Source organism: Streptomyces sp. ISL-66 (assembly GCF_018614135.1).
Classification (GTDB): Bacteria; Actinomycetota; Actinomycetes; order Streptomycetales; family Streptomycetaceae; genus Streptomyces.
On the sequence record NZ_JAGGOW010000070.1, the window covers coordinates 42,772 to 59,755 of the forward strand.

Annotated in this window: 19 protein-coding genes; 14 read left to right on the forward strand and 5 right to left on the reverse strand. The window is 72.0% G+C overall.

Annotated features, from left to right (window positions below):
* Positions 1-48 precede the first annotated feature (48 nt).
* Positions 49-876 carry an AfsR/SARP family transcriptional regulator gene (locus J7E97_RS14620; RefSeq protein WP_215026982.1) on the reverse strand — a complete coding sequence of 276 codons (828 nt, stop codon included), beginning with the start codon at positions 874-876 and terminating at the stop codon, positions 49-51.
* Between the two features lie 239 nt (positions 877-1,115).
* On the opposite strand from J7E97_RS14620, the gene J7E97_RS14625 reads away from it, so the two are divergent.
* The 4 genes from J7E97_RS14625 (at position 1,116) to J7E97_RS14640 (ending at position 5,651) form a co-directional block, all read left to right on the forward strand.
* Positions 1,116-1,379 (forward strand): hypothetical protein, encoded by a 264-nt coding sequence (locus J7E97_RS14625; RefSeq protein WP_215026985.1) that lies wholly within the window; start codon positions 1,116-1,118, stop codon positions 1,377-1,379.
* Positions 1,376-3,619 carry a TOMM precursor leader peptide-binding protein gene (locus J7E97_RS14630; protein ID WP_215026988.1) on the forward strand — a complete coding sequence of 748 codons (2,244 nt, stop codon included), beginning with the start codon at positions 1,376-1,378 and terminating at the stop codon, positions 3,617-3,619. The genes J7E97_RS14625 and J7E97_RS14630 overlap by 4 nt, the downstream gene beginning before the upstream one ends.
* A gap of 193 nt (positions 3,620-3,812) precedes the next feature.
* A complete protein-coding gene (locus J7E97_RS14635) occupies positions 3,813-5,006 on the forward strand; it encodes a sensor histidine kinase (protein ID WP_215026991.1) in 1,194 nt (397 codons plus the stop codon).
* A 30-nt stretch (positions 5,007-5,036) separates the two neighbouring features.
* Complete coding sequence (locus J7E97_RS14640; RefSeq protein WP_215026994.1) at positions 5,037-5,651, forward strand: DNA-binding response regulator; 615 nt, start codon at positions 5,037-5,039, stop codon at positions 5,649-5,651.
* Between the two features lie 95 nt (positions 5,652-5,746).
* Here J7E97_RS14640 and J7E97_RS14645 read toward each other — a convergent pair whose 3' ends face one another.
* The 4 genes from J7E97_RS14645 to J7E97_RS14660 all read right to left on the reverse strand — a co-directional run bounded on the left by J7E97_RS14645 (position 5,747) and on the right by J7E97_RS14660 (position 9,971).
* Complete coding sequence (locus tag J7E97_RS14645; RefSeq protein WP_215026997.1) at positions 5,747-6,982, reverse strand: acyltransferase domain-containing protein; 1,236 nt, start codon at positions 6,980-6,982, stop codon at positions 5,747-5,749.
* A 37-nt stretch (positions 6,983-7,019) separates the two neighbouring features.
* Positions 7,020-8,726, reverse strand: coding sequence for a fatty acyl-AMP ligase (locus J7E97_RS14650; protein WP_215027000.1), 1,707 nt, complete (start codon positions 8,724-8,726; stop codon positions 7,020-7,022).
* Positions 8,727-8,942: 216 nt separating this feature from the next.
* On the reverse strand, positions 8,943-9,155 hold the full coding sequence (locus J7E97_RS14655; protein ID WP_215027003.1) for an acyl-CoA carboxylase subunit epsilon: 213 nt from the start codon (positions 9,153-9,155) through the stop codon (positions 8,943-8,945).
* Positions 9,156-9,350: 195 nt separating this feature from the next.
* Positions 9,351-9,971, reverse strand: a complete 621-nt coding sequence (locus tag J7E97_RS14660) for a hypothetical protein (RefSeq protein ID WP_215027006.1) — start codon at positions 9,969-9,971, stop codon at positions 9,351-9,353.
* Between the two features lie 160 nt (positions 9,972-10,131).
* On the opposite strand from J7E97_RS14660, the gene J7E97_RS14665 reads away from it, so the two are divergent.
* The 10 genes from J7E97_RS14665 to J7E97_RS14710 all read left to right on the forward strand — a co-directional run bounded on the left by J7E97_RS14665 (position 10,132) and on the right by J7E97_RS14710 (position 16,925).
* Complete coding sequence (locus J7E97_RS14665) at positions 10,132-10,365, forward strand: hypothetical protein (protein ID WP_215027008.1); 234 nt, start codon at positions 10,132-10,134, stop codon at positions 10,363-10,365.
* A gap of 54 nt (positions 10,366-10,419) precedes the next feature.
* Positions 10,420-12,162 (forward strand): acyl-CoA dehydrogenase, encoded by a 1,743-nt coding sequence (locus J7E97_RS14670; protein WP_215027011.1) that lies wholly within the window; start codon positions 10,420-10,422, stop codon positions 12,160-12,162.
* A 33-nt stretch (positions 12,163-12,195) separates the two neighbouring features.
* Positions 12,196-12,465, forward strand: a complete 270-nt coding sequence (locus J7E97_RS14675) for an acyl carrier protein (protein WP_215027014.1) — start codon at positions 12,196-12,198, stop codon at positions 12,463-12,465.
* Between the two features lie 11 nt (positions 12,466-12,476).
* Positions 12,477-13,280 carry a 4'-phosphopantetheinyl transferase superfamily protein gene (locus J7E97_RS14680; RefSeq protein ID WP_308346505.1) on the forward strand — a complete coding sequence of 268 codons (804 nt, stop codon included), beginning with the start codon at positions 12,477-12,479 and terminating at the stop codon, positions 13,278-13,280.
* An 82-nt stretch (positions 13,281-13,362) separates the two neighbouring features.
* Positions 13,363-14,157 (forward strand): alpha/beta fold hydrolase, encoded by a 795-nt coding sequence (locus J7E97_RS14685; RefSeq protein WP_308346506.1) that lies wholly within the window; start codon positions 13,363-13,365, stop codon positions 14,155-14,157.
* A 51-nt stretch (positions 14,158-14,208) separates the two neighbouring features.
* Positions 14,209-15,057: an AfsR/SARP family transcriptional regulator gene (locus J7E97_RS14690; protein ID WP_215027016.1), complete on the forward strand. Its 849-nt coding sequence runs from the start codon at positions 14,209-14,211 to the stop codon at positions 15,055-15,057.
* A gap of 20 nt (positions 15,058-15,077) precedes the next feature.
* A complete protein-coding gene (locus J7E97_RS14695; RefSeq protein WP_215027019.1) occupies positions 15,078-15,347 on the forward strand; it encodes an acyl carrier protein in 270 nt (89 codons plus the stop codon).
* Positions 15,344-16,087, forward strand: coding sequence for an SDR family NAD(P)-dependent oxidoreductase (locus J7E97_RS14700; RefSeq protein ID WP_215027022.1), 744 nt, complete (start codon positions 15,344-15,346; stop codon positions 16,085-16,087). Before J7E97_RS14695 ends, J7E97_RS14700 begins: the two co-directional genes overlap by 4 nt.
* Positions 16,087-16,476, forward strand: coding sequence for a SchA/CurD-like domain-containing protein (locus tag J7E97_RS14705; RefSeq protein ID WP_215027025.1), 390 nt, complete (start codon positions 16,087-16,089; stop codon positions 16,474-16,476). Before J7E97_RS14700 ends, J7E97_RS14705 begins: the two co-directional genes overlap by 1 nt.
* The gene (locus tag J7E97_RS14710; protein WP_215027028.1) at positions 16,473-16,925 is read left to right on the forward strand and encodes a DUF1772 domain-containing protein; all 453 of its coding nucleotides are present in this window, start codon (positions 16,473-16,475) and stop codon (positions 16,923-16,925) included. The genes J7E97_RS14705 and J7E97_RS14710 overlap by 4 nt, the downstream gene beginning before the upstream one ends.
* Positions 16,926-16,984 lie beyond the last annotated feature (59 nt).

Below are 16,984 nucleotides of genomic sequence, written 5' to 3' on the forward strand. Positions count from 1 at the left end.
CCTGGAGCCTGGCTCGACCGGCCGCGAGCCACGCTCGACCGGCGGCCGCTAATCGGCCGCCGCGACGTACTGGAGCACGCGGGGCTGGGCGGCGCCCACCGGGTCGACCCGGTCCAGGTCACCGGACAGGACGGCCTGGTGCAGCAGTTGGAGCGGAGCGGACGGTTCGAGCCCCAGCTCGCGCACCAGCGACCCCCGCAGCCGCTGGTAGGCCTCGAGGGCGCGCCAGCTTCCGCCCGCCCGGTGCAGGGCGCGCATCAGCTGTCCGCAGAAGCCCTCGTGGAGCGGATGACGGGCGGCCAGCACCCGCAGTTCCGGGATCACTTCGGCGTGCCGGCCGAGCCGGATGTCGGCCTCGATGCGCCGTTCGAGGGCGGCGGTGCGCTCCTCGTTCAGCCGCAGCACCTCCAGTTCGAGCACCGACCCCGCCCGTACGTCGACCAGCGCCGGGCCCTGCCACAGCGCGAGCGCGCGGCCGAGCAGATCGGACGCGGCCCGGTAGTCGCCGGCGTCGTAGCCGGCCCGGCCGCAGTCGGCGAGCCGTTCGAACTCGTGGGCGTCCACCTGGCCCGGCTGCACCTGGAGCAGGTAGCCGCCGAACTGCGTGACCAGGACGTCCTTGGCGTCGAGCAGCGGATCCCCGTCCAGTGCCGCACCGATCTTCCGGCGCAGCTGCAGGATGTACGTCTGCAGTGTGGTGGACGCGCTGCGGGGGATGTCCTCGCCCCAGATCTCTTCCATCAGCGTCGGTACGGTGACCACGCGCTCGGCGTGCAGGCCGAGAAGCGCCAGGAGCTGCCTGGGCTTCGCCGCGCTCGGAACCACCGAGACACCGCGCTCGTGGACGGCGAGTGACCCGAGTACTTTGATCTCCATGCGTGTGCTCCCCCTTGTCGAGCCACGGCCGTCGGCCAAACCCTGCGACGACCCTTTGGAGTCAGGTACAGCAGACTCGCACCGGGGGACGGCCGCGGCCCAGTGAGGCACACACGAGGCGAATCATGAAAAAGTCATAGGGGGCTGGTGAACGTCGCACTGCCGGTCCCATGAGGCGCCACCCCAGACTCTCGACCCAGACAGACGCCAAGCAGCACCGTTCGTCACAGGGGGAAGTCATGAACGTGGCCCAGGAACTCTTTCGCTTAGCGGAACTCGCCGCCAGGACCGGCCTCGAACCGAAGCTCGGGCAGCGCTTCGACAGGGATCCGGCCGGGGTCCTGCTGGAATTCGGACTCGAAGCGCAGGCATGGGACTGGGCGGCGGGCGCCACCCTCTCCATCGATGATCTGAGCACCGACGCGTACGCTCCGGCGGACATCTGCGTACACCCGTGCATCTGCAGCGCGGGCCAGATGGCGGACGTACAGGTGGTCGCGTGACCTCCATACAGGAACCTCCGGCGGGCCCCTTCGTCGCCTTCAAGCGCCACGTCAGAGCCGAGGCGGTCCCGGGCGAAGCCGCCTTCGTCCTGTCCGACCAGGGCGTGACCGTCCTGCGGGGCGGCGGGATCGAAAGCCTCGTCCCGCTGCTCGACGGCAGCCGCACGCTGCCCCAACTGCTGCGGGACGCCTCGCTGACCATGCCCGTCGCCGAGGCGGGACGCGCACTGCGCAGCCTCGCGCGGGCCAATCTGGTCGGGTACCGCCCCTGCGCCGAAGCGGCCGGCGAGGACAGCGCCCTCGCCCAGGCCTACTGGGACCGGGCCGGTCTCGACGGGTACGAGGCGACGGCCGAAGTCGGCAGGGCGCCGGTCGCGGTGATCCCGGTCGGCGCGGTCGACGCCGGCGCGGCCCGCGCCGCCTGCTACGCCTCCGGGCTCAACGCGGTGGACGAGGACTCCCGGGTCCCCCTGGCGCTGGTGGTGTGCTCGGACTACCTGGATCCGGGGCTGCGGTCCCTGGCCGCGCGACTGCGCGGCCAGGGCCGGTCCTGGCTGCTGGCCAGACCCTTCGCCGCCGACCCGTGGACCGGCCCGTTCTTCACCGCGGACTCGGCCGGGCCCTGCTGGACCTGCCTCGCGCACCGGCTGGCCGAACACCGCCGCAGCGAGGTGCCCGTACAGCGGGCCCTGGGCCTGGACGGACCCGCTCCGCGGCCCGCCCCGAGCCTCTCCGCCGTACGGTCGCTGGGGCTCCAGAGCGCCGTGCTGGAGATGTCGAAGTGGCTGGCGGGACTGCGCTACCCCGAGCAGCGCTCGGTCTGCGTCCTGGACAGCCTCAGCCTGAGCACCACCCACCACACGGTGCTGCGCCGCCCGCAGTGCCCCGACTGCGGGGACCCCTCGCTCGTCGCCGCGCGGACCGCACGGCCGGTCGTTCCGGTGTCCCGTCCGAAGGCGGAGGGTTCCGGCAGCAACGACCGGGCGGTCTCCGCCGAGGGGATCCTCATCGAGAACCGCCGGCTGATCAGCCCGGTCACCGGCATCGTGACGCACCTGCGCCCGGTGCCGGGGGTGCCCGAGGGACTCCACGCCTACGACTCCGGTCCCAACCTGGCGCTGCGCGGGCACTCGCTGGCCGGGGTCCACCAGGTCCTGCGCTCGCGCAGCGGGGGCAAGGGGGCGACCGCCACCGAGGCGCGGGCGAGCGCGCTGTGCGAGGCGGCGGAACGTTACAGCAGCTCCCGCCAGGGGGACGAGCTGGTCATCCGGGACTCGTTCACGGGCCTGGGCGCCGCGGCCGTCCACCCCAACTCCTACCAGCTGTTCGACGAGAGACAGTACGCCGACCGGGAGAGATGGAACGCCGGCCAGTCGCCCTTCCACCGGGTGAGCGAACCCTTCGACCCCGCGGCGGCCACCGAGTGGACGCCGGTCTGGTCCCTCACCGCGGGGGTCCACCGGCTGCTGCCCACCTCCACCCTCTACTTCGACTCGGGCGCGGGCGGCGGTCCCCGGGACGGCCTGTGGGCCGACTCCAACGGCAACGCCGCGGGCGGCAGCATCGAGGACGCCGTGGTCCAGGGCGTACTCGAACTCGTCGAGCGGGACTCCGTGGCCCTGTGGTGGTACAACCAACTGCGCCTGCCCGCCCTCGACCTGGACTCCTTCGACGAGCCCTGGCTGGAGTCGATGAGGGCCTCGCTGGCCCGCTCCGGCCGGCGGATCTGGGCCCTGGACCTCACCTCCGACCTCGGCGTCCCCGTCGTGGTGGCCCTCTGTCAGAACACCGCGGACCCGGCCGAGGAGTTCGTCTTCGGATTCGGAGCGCACTTCGACCCGCGCCTGGCCCTGCGCAGGGCGCTCACCGAGATGGTGCAGCTGCTGCCGGCCCCCGGGGGTCGCGGTACGGCTCTGCCCGGTCAGCCGCAGCTGTTCCCCGATCCGGCGCAGTCCGCGCGGACGCCCGGATCCTGGCCGTACGCCGGGCGCAGCGCCGACCTCCTCGACGACGTCACGTACATCCGGAAGCTGCTGGAATCACACGGCCTGGAGCTGCTCGTCCTCGACCAGACCCGGCCGGACGTGGGCATTCCGGTGGTGAAGACCCTGGTGCCCGGACTGCGCCCGTTTTACGCCCGGTTCGCGCCGGGACGGCTCTTCGACGTACCGCCGAGTCTCGGTCAGCGGGACGCCGCTCCCGCACTGTGCGAACTCAACTCGGTCCCGCTGCCCCTGTAGATCAGGACTGTCCCGTTACCCGCCCTCTGCCTGGCAGGCTCGGCATATAGTGCGATCTCAGACCCTCCCGATTTCCCTACTGAGGAGCGAGCATATGACGGGCCGTTTCCGGACTGCGGACAACGACCTAGCTCAAGGGACGGAGCAAGCGGAAAGTTTAAGTCCGGACAAACGCGGTCGCCTTTCCGACGTCTTGGCGCCGCGTCTCGCGCAGGGCATCGTGGTCGTGGTCCTGTCCGGATACGGAATCATCACCGCGCTCAATGCGGAATATGCGCTCCGCGGCCGGACGCGCGAGCTCATCGTCTGTGAAGCGGCCGTCCTGGTCCTTTATGCCGTGCAGCTGGTCCTCACCTCGGCCCGGGCCCGCCGGTGGTCCGCCGGCCGCAAATGCGCCGCCCTGGCGGTGCAGTTCGTCCTCACCTTCCTGCCCGTGGTCTGGCTGGACCTGGCGTGGGGCAGCGTGGCGGGACCGCTGTGCGCCTCGGTCCTGCTGCTCGCGCCGCCCCGGATCGCCTGGCCCGCCTTCGGGGTCGTCTCGCTCGTCGTGGTGTGGTGGGCGGTGGGCAAGGGCGGCACCGTGCTCGACGTGGCCTACGTGGGCATCTCCACCGCCCTGACCGGCCTGGTCATCTACGGACTGACCCGGCTGACCGATCTGGTCCACGAAGTCCACGAGGCCCGCGCGGAGATGGCCAGGATGGCCGTCAACCAGGAGCGGCTGAGGTTCGCCAGGGACCTGCACGACCTCCTCGGCTACAGCCTCTCGGCCATCTCCCTGAAGTGCGAGCTGATCACCCGGCTCGTCGTCAACAACCCCGAGCGGGCCCGCGACGAGGTCGCCTCCGTCCTCGGGGTGTCGCGCCAGGCGCTGGCCGACGTACGGATGGTGGCCAGTGGATACCGTGACATGTCCCTGGCATCCGAGGCGCAGTCGGTGGTCAGCGTCATGGCCGCGGCCGACGTCCGGGCAGAGGTGGACATCGACTGCGGGCGGCTGCACCCGCTCGTGGACACCGTGCTGGCGACCGCCCTGCGCGAGGGCGTGACCAACATCCTCCGGCACAGCAAGGTGCAGTCCTGCCTCATCCGGGCGACGGTCGAGGGGGAGACGGTGGAACTGGTGCTGGAGAACGACGGGGTGGACGCCATAGGCCTCTCGGACTCCGCCGATCGCGGCAGCGGGCTGGGGAACCTCGACGCCAGGCTCACGGCGATCGGCGGGGTGCTGAGCGCCGGCGTCGAATCGAAGGGACGCTTCCGCCTGACGGCGAGGGCGCCGCTCAGGCCGGCCGCGCCCGAGCCGGCGGAGCTCGTCGAACCGCAGCGGTACAGGGGCGCCGGGATAACGGCGGATGTTCGGGTGTCGGGAAATCCGGCTGCCTGAACCGGCAGATGGGGAACGGAGGAACAACGAATGCTGTCGCTGAATATTCTTCTCGCCGAAGATGTCCACATGGTCCGCGGCGCTCTCATCGCCCTGCTCGAACTGGAACCCGACTTCTCTGTGGTCGCATCCGTCGACCGGGGTGATCTCATCGTGCCCGCCGCACTCGAAAAGCGGCCCGATGTCGCGATCATCGACATCGATCTGCCGGGCACGGACGGGCTGACGGCCGCCGCCGAACTGCACGAACGCCTGCCGGGCTGTCGCACGCTGATCCTCACCAGCCTCGGGAGACCCGGCACCCTGCGCCGGGCGATGGCCGCCCGCGTTTCGGGGTTCCTGCTGAAGGACTCTCCGCCGGCCCGGCTCGCCCAGGCCGTACGGGCCGTGGCCAACGGGCAGCGGGTGATCGATCCCGATCTCGCGCTCAGCGCCTGGGAGGCACTGGACAACCCGATCTCCCCCCGCGAGACGCAGGTGCTCCGGCTCGCCGCCCGCGGCGCGGACGCCGGCGAGATCGCCGAGGAGCTGTTCCTGACCGAGGGCACGGTACGGAACTACCTGACGGCCATCGTGGACAAGCTCAACGCCCGCAACCGGATCGATGCCATCCGGATCGCGGAGGAGGCCGGATGGATCCCGTAGCGGTCCGGGCGCGGGCGGCGCGGGCGGTGTGATCGGGGTGAACTGGGCGACCGGGGTGAATTGGGTGGGCGGGGTGACCGAGGTGCCCCGGGTGCTCATCCCAGGGCCAGCGGTCCCGCGTTGAGAGCGGAGAGGACCCCGGCCATGTCCACCGCATTGGTCTGGGGACCGCGGCACAGCGCCAGACACGTGGGCCCCCGGGAGCCGGCCATCCGCCGGATGAAGGGCAACAGCACCGCCTTCGGGCCGATCTCCACCACATGGCTGGGGCTCTGCTGGGCGAGCATCTGCCGGGCCGCGTCGGCGAACCGCACCGGCGAGGTGATCTGGGCCGTCCAATACGCGGCGTCCAGCGGCTCCTCGATCCGCCGCCCGTACACCGTCGAGTAGTACGGGACCTTGGGCTTCGACCCCGCCAGATGGCGGGCCGCCGCCTCGAAGCGCGGGGTGACCGGTTCCATCAGGGGAGAGTGGAAGGCGTGCGTCACCTGGAGGAAGGCGCTCGAGATGCCGATCGACGCCAGCCGCTCCCGGACCCGTTCCAGCCCCTCCATCTCACCCGACAGGACCGTGGCGCGGGCCGCGTTGAACGCCCCGATCGTCACGCCCGGCTCGCACGCCGTGGCCTCCGCGGCCTCGAACGGGTCCGCGCAGGTCGCCATCATCCCGCCGCCCGTGGGCAGGTACTGCATGTACATCCCGCGGAAGCAGACCAGCCGGGCCGCGTCCTCCAGGGGCAGCGCCCCGCCCACGACGGCGGCCGCGATCTCCCCGATGCCGTGCCCGAGCACGGCGACCGGACGCACCTCCTGCTCCTCCAGCAGGGTCATCGCCAGCGCGTACCCGACGGCGAACAGGGCCGGCTGGGTCAGCGCCGTCTGGTGCACCCGGGGGTCCCCGGTGAGGATCAGCTCCGTCACGGACATCCCGAGGTACGGGCGGATCGCGGCGTCGGCGGCCCTGAGGTGGTGGCGGTAGCCCGAGAGCTCCTCGTACAGCTTGGCCGTCATCCGGGGATGCTGGGAGCCCTGCCCGGTGAAGACGAACGCGGCGCGCACCCGGCCGCCGCGCCGGCCCATGCCCTCCCGCATGGCCAGGAAGCGCGCCAGATCGCGGATCGTGGGGTACGCCCAGATGTCGGCGGGGTCCAGCAGCGGTCCGAACCGTTCCTCGATGTCCCCGTACAGACCGAGCAGGCCGATCGAGTCGAGGCCCCAGTCGGTCAGCGGTTCGTCCTGGGGCACCTCCCGTCGTACGTATCCGCCGATCGTTTCGGCGAGCCAGGCCGCGAAAACCCGCTCGTCGGGACCGCCCGGTGCATCCGCGTTCAAGTCAAGCTCCCTCTCGGATCGGTGTCCCTTGACCAGCTCAACGCGAAGGCCCGGCCGGTGCTCTCAGTTCGTTGTCGAGGTGCTGGTACAGGGGTCTGATCCCGCCGGTGAGGAACAGCCGGCGCATCGCGGTCCGCTCCACCTTCCCGCTGGTGGTGCGCCGGACCGTGCCGGGCCGTACCAGCAGCACCCCGCCCACCGCGATGTCGTACTCCTCGGCGAGGCAGCGCCGTATGCCTTCGGCGACCGCCTCGAGGTCCAGCGCGTAGCGCTTGTGCGTGCGCAGCTCCTGCACCAGTACGACGCGTTCGCGTTCGCGCTCGCCGGGTACGGAGAAGGCCGTTCCCGTGCCGAACAGGGCGCTGATCCGCTGGACGGTGTGTTCGAGGTCCTGGGGGTACAGGTTGCGGCCGGCGACCACGATCATGTCCTTCAGCCTGCCGGTCACGTAGAGGTCGCCCTCGTGCAGGACGCCGAGGTCCCCCGTCCGCAGCTGACCGCCCATGCCGTCCACGGCGACGCCGAACCGCTCGGTGGTCGCCGTGCGGTCGCGCCAGTAGCCCTGCCCGACGGCCGGACCGGACACCCAGATCTCGCCGACCTCGCCGTCCGGGAGCAGTTCGAGCGTCTCCGGGTCCACGATCAGCACCTCGGTCGCGCTGTCGGGCGTACCGCTGGACATCAGGGTGCGGACCGGCTTGCCGGGGCGCGGGGCCTTCATCCGGCGCTGCTCCAGCGCGTCGGCGTCCACCGTCACGGGCTCGCCGTCGGCGGGTCCGCCGGCCACCAGCAGGGTCGCCTCGGCCAGGCCGTACGCGGATCTCATGGCCTCGGGGCGCAGGCCCGCGGCGGCGAACCGGGCGGTGAAGGCCCGGCGGGTCTGCGCGAGGACCGGTTCCCCGCCCGAGACGGCGATCCGCCAGCCGGACAGGTCGATGCCTTCGAGCTGTTCGTCGGTGATCCGCCGCACGCACAGGCCGTACGCGAAGTCGGGTGCGCCGCTGACCTCGATCCCGTACCGGCTGATGGCCTCCAGCCAGCGCACGGGGCGCTTCACGAAGGCCTCGGGGGTGATCATCACCGAGGTGCCGCCCAGCCACAGCGGGTGCAGCAACTGGCCGACCAGGCCCATGTCGTGGTGCAGCGGCAGCCAGCCGCCGATCCGGGCACCCGGCCCGGCGCCGAGCATCCGGCCCAGCGCCTCCTGGTTGGCGAGCAGGTTGCCGTGGGTGACGACGACCCCGCGCGGGCTGCCGGTGGACCCGGAGGTGTACTGGAGGTAGGCGACGCTGTCCCGGTCCAGCTCCGGGAGCTTCCACTCGGCGTGCTGCGGCACGGCGTCGGCGGCCAGGCACGGGATCTGCCCGTGGCCCCGGCCGGCCAGTATCCGGGAGATGGCGGGGGCGAGCGCGGCGTCGGTCAGGACGGCGCAGGGTCCCGACTCCTTCAGGATTCCGGCGACCCGCTCCTCGTGGTGGCTGCGGCCGCCGGACGGCGGGACCGGCACGGCGATCGCGCCCGCGTACAGGCAGGCCAGGAAGGACACGGCGAACTGGTGGCGGGAGTCGTGCAGCAGCATCACCCGCTCGCCGGCGCTGCCGCGCACCTGGAGCCAGCCGGCGAGCTCGCGCGCCGAAGCGTCGAGCGCGCGGTAGGACACCGATGCGGGACGGCCGGATTCGTCGCTGTCCGGCAGCAGCAGGAGCGCCTCACGATCGGGTGTCAGCCGGGCTCTGTCGATCATCAGTTCGGTAAAACTGCGGTAGTCGCTGGTCACTTCCGGGTCCCCCTGGCAATGTCTTGTGGGCGCAGCGGGCACGCTTTGCCGTGGGTGCCTCGCTCCCGCCCGGAGCAGGAACGTAGGTGCGCCCTCTCGAAGGACACTCGACCCTCGCTGAGGACGCTCGACCGTCGCTGGGACCCGCTGGCCGGTGATCCGGTCGCCCGGTGGGCCGTGGGGTCAGGTGTGACTCGTCCAGCCGACCCGGGGCCGCGGGCGGCGCCGGCCGCCCCAGGGCGCGGGAGCCGACGAGGTCCCGTCCTCCTCGGCCCCGTCCTCGGCCGGTGCCGCGAGGCAGGCGCACAGGACGGCCGTCAGCGCCGCCAGTTCCTCGGCATCGGGCTGCCCACGCAGGACGGTGAAACGGACCTGCGCATCGGTCGAGTCATCCATGCTCCGATGCTGCGCTGCCGTGCTCGCAGGGGACTCGTACGGCGGCGGGTGCGGGGCAGGAGGGCCGCAGGAGCGCCGCAAGAGCGCGGCCGGAGTGCGGCCGGAGTGCGGGAAGAGCCCGGGATGAGCCCGGGATGAGCCCGCAAAGAGCGGGGGCGGGGCGCGGCTGGACCGCGGCGCCGGGGACGGTTGTGCTCAGGCCACCCGCAGCGGCCGGATCGTCTCTTCGCGGACCCGCGCCGAGGCCGACAGTTTCGCCAGCCGGTCCGGATAGCCCACGCCGCCGCGCACGCGCGCACAGGCGCCGGCGTCCAGCCACCACAGCAGGCCCGTGTAGAGGCGGGGGTCGACGGCCGAGCGGAGCAGGTCGCTCCCGCCGAAACCGGCGTCCGGCACGCACTGCCCCACCAGGGACCCGAAGTCGAGCTCGAAGCGCTCCGGCTCGCCGTCGAGGACGGCGTGGACGAGCACGACGTGCGCCGCGTCCGCGAACTTGCCCCGTACGGTCATCCGCCCGACGGTGACCATCAGTTCCGACGAGGTGGCCGTCTCGGGGCCGAGGCCCCGTAAGAACGCCATCGACTCGCCGACCTCGTGCCCGGCCTGGACGAGGCGGTCCAGCGAGCTCCACCGGTCGAGGTGCACGTAGCTGCCGGGGCGGTCCGCGCAGGCGGCCGTCACCAGCGCCTCCAGGCCCTTGGCGGACTCCCGCCGGCGGGCGTAGGCGACGAGCTCGCGTTCGAACGAGGCGGGATCGAGGCTCGTGGTCAGCCGTTCGACCACCGTCACCTGTCGGCCGCGCTCTCGCTCTGACATCGGCCGGTCCCCTCCTGCTCCTGTGTGCGGAACCTCAGTGCATGTCAGCACAGGCCGCTTGAGTGACGCTCGAGCGCGGGCGCACACGAGAATTGCTTGAGGCCCTGCCGAGCCGTGCGGACCACCGTGGTGCTTCCGCTCGCAAAGGAAGGGCACGACGATGTCCGCTTCGAGAACCCCCGCTCACACCTTCGCCCACATCGTGGTCCGGCGACTGCTGCTGCCCGTGTGGAACAGCCTGGTGGCCTACGGGTCCCTCTGGCTGCCGGCCGATCAGTACCGCCTTCCGTACCTCCACGGCAGGACGGCGGTGCCCAGCCCTTTGACCGAGCCGGCGCCGACCGGTGCGGGCGACGGCTTTCAGCCTGACCGGGAGACCTTGAGGGTCTCTTGAGCCGCACCGGTTAAGCACAGTCCCGTGGGCCGCACGTGAGGACGGAGAGAAGCCATGACGACGGTGGCGAACAGGGCGTACTCCTCGGAGGCCGCCGTTCAGGAACGCATCGCGCAACTCGAGCACGCATTCGGGGATCTTGAGGATCCGGGCAACCCCCTGGGAGCGGAGCAGTTCCTCGCCGCCGACGACCGCGCCCGGCTGCTGCCGGCCGCGGAACGGCTCCTCGACCGGTTCGGGCTCAACGCGGAGTTCGTACCGCAGGAGCTCGGGGGCCGGCTCGACCGGCTGGACGTCCTGTCCCGGGTGCTGCGCGCGGTCTTCCGGCGCGACGCGGCCCTGGGCCTGGGCTACGGGCTGACGTCCTACATGGCCTCGGTGGTCGTATGGGCCGACGGCACGCAGGAACAGCGGCGGGACACCGCCGAACTGCTGCTGGCCGGAGGCCGGATGGCCTGCGCCTACCCCGAGCCGCCGCAGGGCAACGACTTCCTGGCCAACCGGCTCACCGCCCGGCCGGACGGCGGGGGATACCTGCTGTCCGGCCGCAAGGAGGCCCTCAACAGCGCGGCGTCGGCCCAGTCGCTCGTGCTCTTCGCCCACACCCTGGGCGCGGCGCAGGGAGAACTCAGCGCCTTCCTCGTGCCGGGCCCCGACAGCCCCGACGGCGTGAACCTGGCGCTGCTGCCGCGCCGCAGGACGGTCGGCATCCGCGGCTGCGTCGTCCAGGGCCTCGAATTCGACGGGCACCGCCTGGACCCCGGCCGGCTGATCGGCAGGCCGGGCTCCGGCGCACAGCTCGCCGAACGCGCCTTCCCGCTGACCCGCAGCACCGGGCTGTCCATGTCCCTGGGCTGCGCGGACACCGCACTGCGCACGACGACCGCCTTCGCGCGCTCGCACCGCTCCCGCAGCCGCGCCTCCCTGCACACCGCCCGGACCCGCACCGCCCTGGTCGACGCCTTCACCGACCTGCTGATCAGCGACTGCGTCTCGCTCGTCACCACCCGGTCCGTGCACCTGCTGCCGGCCGAGTGCCGGCTGCTCGGCGCCGTCGCCAAGTACCTGCTGCCGACCGTGCTCAACGAGGCCGTCTACGACCTCTCCATCGTGCTCGGCGCCGAGTCCTACGCGAAGAGCGGCAGTTACGGCACCTTCCAGAAGACGGCCCGGGACCTGCCGATGATCGGCCTCGGCAGCGCGGGCACCGCCTCCAGCCGGGCGGTCATCGTCGCCCACCTGCTGCGGCTCGCGGAGTTCGACCCGGCCGCGGGCGAGGAGGCGCCCGCCGCGCTGTTCCGGCCGTTCGACGCCGACCTGCCCGGATACCGCCAGGAGGGACCCGTACCCGCCGCCGAGGGCGACGCCCTGCTCGCCTCCCTCGGCTGGTCCGCCCGGTACGCGGCCTCGGTGGACGGAGAGCTCGGCGAGGCACTCGGGGCGGCCACCGCCGTGCTCACCGAGCAGCTGCGCACGCTCCTGGCGGCCTGCGCGGAGCTGGCCGCGCACCCCAGGGGCCGCCCGGTGAGCCCCCGGGCGTACGCCATGGCCGACCGGTACGCGCTGATCGTCGCGGGCGCCGCCTGTCTCGGGGTGTGGCGCCACCACCGGGACAGCTCCGGTTTCCTCGCCGACCCCGCCTGGGCGGCGATGGCGCTGACCCGGATCGCCGGCCGGCTGGACAAGGCCGCGGCCAGGATCCTGCCGCTCGGCGAGGAGCGGATGCTCGCCGAGGTGCTGCACCGCTTCGACGACGCCCGCAGCTACGACCTCTACTCGACCGCCATCGGCGGCTGAACGGACCTGCTCCCTACCTTCCGGAGAGACGACATGAGCAATCCCGCAGTGGAGCAAGCGGTGTGGGAAGAGATCGAACGGGTGCTGGGACAAGCGTCGTCCGCGCGGCCGGCCGTCCTCGACCCGCACCTCCAGGACGACCTGGGCCTGGATTCGGTGATGGTGATCGAACTCAAGTGCCGGCTGGAGCTGCGCTATCCCGCCCTGCGGGACGTGCCCCTGTCCGACGTGCTGTCCGGCGCCACGACCGTCGGCCGGCTCGCCGGACGCGTGGAGCGCCTCGCCGGACTCGCGGCGACGTGATGGGAGGCGAGGTGAACCCGGTCATGCGCCCGCTGCGGCACGGGGGACCGGCGGACTCCTGGCAGCCGGTGCGCCGGGAGATGGCCGAGCGCGGCACCTGCGTCGTGTACGCCGCCGTGGACGACTGGCTGCCGGCCGACCTCGACTCCCCGGCCCTGGCCGCCGACCTCGGCCCCGACCACCGGCGGATGCGGCAGATGACCCACGCGCAGAACCGCTCCCGGTTCGTGGCCTCCCGGCTGCTGCTGAAGTCCGCGGCGAGCGCGGTGCTGGGCACGAAGCCGAGCGAGCTCGAACTCGCCTACAAGATCGGCGGACGCCCGCACCTGCGCGGCATCGACCAGCTGGACATCAGCCTCAGCCACACCGAAGGACTGCTGGTGGTGGGCCTGAGCCGGTTCGGCCGGATCGGAGTGGACACCGAGTCCGAGGACCGCCGGATGCTCGGCCTCGGCACCGAGCGCCAGGTGTGCACCCCGTACGAACTGGAGGCCCTGGAGCAGGTGCCCGAAGACCAGCGCAACCGGGAACTGGTGCGCCTGTGGACGCTGAAGGAGGCCTACAGCAAGGCCATCGGCCAGGGGCTGCGCTTCCGGTTCACCGAATTCGGCTTCGGGCCGCGTGATCAGCGCGTACGGATGCTCCGGCCCGACGGCACACCGGGCACCGGATGGGAATGGTCCTTCCACAGCTGGCAGACGGTGGAGTCCTACACGGTCAGCGCCGCGCTGTACGACCCGGGCTTCGACGCCCGCAGCGGATCCAGTGGCGTGCTACCCCTGCTGCCGGTGCTCGCCGACCCGCGCTCCAGCTGAAGTTGAGCCCCGGGCGAGGTGGGGCGGTGACTCTCTGATCCCGCACCTGACCACGGGGGTCATCTACGGAAGGGGAGTCCGGGTGCATCGTTATCTCGCGGTACGTCCGCCGGCCGGTCCGGCCGGAATCCGGCTGTTCTGCTTCCACCACGCGGGTGCGGGTGCCATGAGCTTCGCCGGATGGCGGCGCTCCGTCGGACCGGGCGTGAGCGTACTGCCCGTACGGCTGCCCGGCCGGGAATCCCGGCTGCGGGAAGCCCGGATCACCGACGGCGACCAGCTGGTCCGGGAACTGACCGACGACCTCGGGGAACTCCTCGACGGGCCCGAACCCTACGCCTTCTACGGGCACAGCCTCGGCGCGATGGTCGCCTACCGGTTCGCGGAGCACCTCGTGCGCACCGGCCGCCGGCCTCCCCTGATGGTGATGGCGGGCGCCAGCCCCGCGCCCCAGCTCCCGTCCGCCGTCCTCGACGGTCCCGGCGCCCTGCTCCCGGACGCCCCGGACGAGGAACTCCTCAAGGGACTCGGGGACGAGGACAGCTTGCCCGCGCAGCTGCTCGAGCGCCCCGGCTGGCTCGCCCTGACCCTGGACACACTGCGGGCCGACCTGCGCCTCGCCCGCAGTCTGCGGTCCGCCCCGATGGTTGCGCTGCCCTGCCCCGTGGCGGCCTTCGCCGGAGCCGACGACCAGCTGGTCTCCCCGGCCGAGGTCGCCGCCTGGGAGCACTGCACGACGGCGGGGTTCCGGCTGTGGACCCTGCCCGGGGCCCACTTCTTCGTACGCGGGGCGGAACTGCCCCGGCGCGTCGGGGAGGCGCTGAACGTCGAATCGGTGTTCGCCGGAGCTCCGCCGCTTCCGCCGGTGGCGGGCTGAGCCGTGCCCGCGGCGAGCCGGACACCCCAACCACAAGGAGTTGTTCAAGGCATGGACATCAGCGTGCTCGGGCCGTTCCGAGCCATCCAGTCCGGTGTTCCCCTCCACCTGACGGCCGTCAAGCCGCGCAAGGTGTTCGCGCTGCTCGCCCTCCAGGCCGACCAGGTCGTCTCGGTGGCCTCGCTGGTCGAAGAGGTGTGGGGCGAGAGTCCGCCGCGCAGCGTGCAGACCACCCTGCAGACGTACATCCTGCAGATCCGCCACCTCATCGGCGCGGCGCTGGCCGAGGAGCCGGCCGGCGCCGGACTGCCCCGCGGCGCCAAGAGCGTCCTGATCACCGAACCGGGCGGGTACCGCCTGGACACCCAGGGCGGACTCATCGACGCCCAGGAGTTCGACGCCCTGTCCTCGGCCGGCCACCGCGCCCTGGACCAGGGCGACTGGGTCGGCTCCTCCGCGTACTTCGGCCGGGCGCTGTCCCTGTGGCACGGCCGGGCGCTGGCCGACGTCCAGTGCGGCGTGCTCCTCGAAGTGGAGGCCACCCGGCTCGACGAGTCGCGCATGAGCGTGCTTCACCGTCGAATCGAGGCAGACCTGAGGCTCGGCCGCCACCATGAGCTCATCGGCGAACTGTCCGGGCTCGCGGCCCGGCACCCCATGCACGAGGCCCTGCACGAGCAGCTGATGCTCGCGCTGTACCGGGCCGGGCGGCGCAGTGACGCCCTGGTGGTCTACCGACAGCTGCGCGCCTCGCTCAACCAGACTCTGGGGCTCGACCCCTCACCCAGCATCGAGTTCCTGCACCGCGCGGTTCTCGACTCCTCGCCACAGCTCGACCTGGAGGGAACCCCGGCACTGTTCGGTGTCTCGGGCATCCCGCTGCTGGCAAGGGCCAACTGATTCTCCTGAGAGGAAGCATCGTGAGCGACATATCCCTTTCCGAGCTCGGTGAGCTGCTGCTCGAGTGCGTCGGAGCGCCGGAGGAGGGCATGGCCTTCGAGGGCGACGAAGCCCTGGACACGCCGTTCCTCGAGTTCGGCTACGACTCCCTCGCCCTGCTCCAGGTCACCAGCGTGATCAACCGTACGTACGGGATCGTGCTGAACGACGACGCGGTGGCGGAGGCGGAGACCCCGCGCCTGCTGCTCGCCCTGATCAGTACGGCTCCCCGTGCCGGAGCCGTTCGGTGACCGAGCCCGCTCCGTCCGTGGGCCGCCGGGTCGTCGTCACGGGCGGCACCCGCGGCATCGGCCGGGCGACGGCGCTCGCTTTCGCCAAGACCGGTGCCCGGATCGTCGTCAGCTACCGCAGCGACGCCGAGCGGGCCAAGTCCCTGGCCGCGGAAGTGGAAGCGGCCGGCGGCGAGGCGGAAACCGTCCAGGCCGACCTGACCACCCGCGAGGGCGCCCGGCTGCTGGCCACCACGGCCGCCGAGTGGCTCGGGGGCATCGACGTCCTGGTCAACAACCTCGGCGTCGACGGCCACGTCCCCTTCGGCAAGCTCTCCGAGGAGGAGTGGCACCGGGTCCTGGACCACAACGCCACCTCGGCCTACCTGGTCACCCAGTCCGTCCTCGACGCCCTCGCCCCGGGCGCCTCGGTGGTCAACATCGGCGCCTCGGTGGCCCTGCGCGGCCGCCCGATGGGAGTGCACTACAGCACCTCCAAGGCCGCGCTGGTCGGTTTCACGCGCGCGCTCGCCAAGGAGCTCGGCCCGCGCGGGATCAGGGTCAACCTGGTGGCGCCCGGGGTCACCGAGACCGAACCGGGCGCGGGCCTGCCGCCGCAGCTGGCGGCCAAGCTGACCGCGCTGACCGCCCTGGGGCGCCTCGGCACCCCCGAGGACGTCGCCGGTGCGGTGCTCTACCTCGCCGGGGAGAGCGCCGCGTACGTCACCGGCACCACGATCGAAGTCGACGGAGGAATCTGATGCCCTACGCAGCCATCACGTACAAGGTCAAGCCCGGCTTCGAGGACGAGATCGCCGAGATCTTCGCCGCGTTCGAGCGGGTCAGCACCCCGGAGTTCGCCGGCGACGGCGGCGACCCGGCCGGCCGGCTGCTCGGCACCGGCGTCTTCGTGAAGGACGACAACATCGTGCGCGTCATCCACTACGAGGGAGACTTCGCGGCGGTCGGCAAGCACATGGCCGCCCAGAAGGGCGTCCACATCCTCGAGGACAAGCTGGCCCCGTACCTCGCGGAGCAGCGGGACACCACCACGCCGGAGGGCTTCGCGGAGTACTTCCGCAACGCCATCATGCGCAGCGTCCAGCAGCTCACCGTGGACACCCACCCCGTGGGGGCCCCGTCGTCATGAACCAGGTCCTGGGTGTCGTGGCCCTGCTCGGCAGCGGCGTCACCGCGGGAGTCCTGTTCGCCGTCGCGCTGAGCGTCCTTCCGGCGCTCTTCGCGATGGAGACGGGCACCTACGTCTACGCGCACAAACTGCTGGGCCGGAACTGGGACCCCACGATGCCGGTCATCGTGCTGAGCAGCACCCTGGTCAACGGAGTGCTGGCGGTGACCGTCAGCGGTACCGGGCGGCCGCTCTTCGCGGCCTCGGCGGTGCTGCTGCTGGGCGTCTCCGGGGTGTCCCACCTGTGCAACGTGCCGATCAACCGCCGGGTCAAGGCGATCACCGATCCCGCGGTCATACCCGCCGACTGGGAGGATCCCCGCCCGCTCTGGCGCAAATTCCACTACCTGCGCACCGTCCTGTCGGTCGTGGCGCTGGTGTTCACCGCGGCGGGAGTCGCGGCGATCTGAGAACGGCGACGAACCGAGAACGGCGGCGACCGCTGAACGGCGACGGCGCGGCGGCCGCG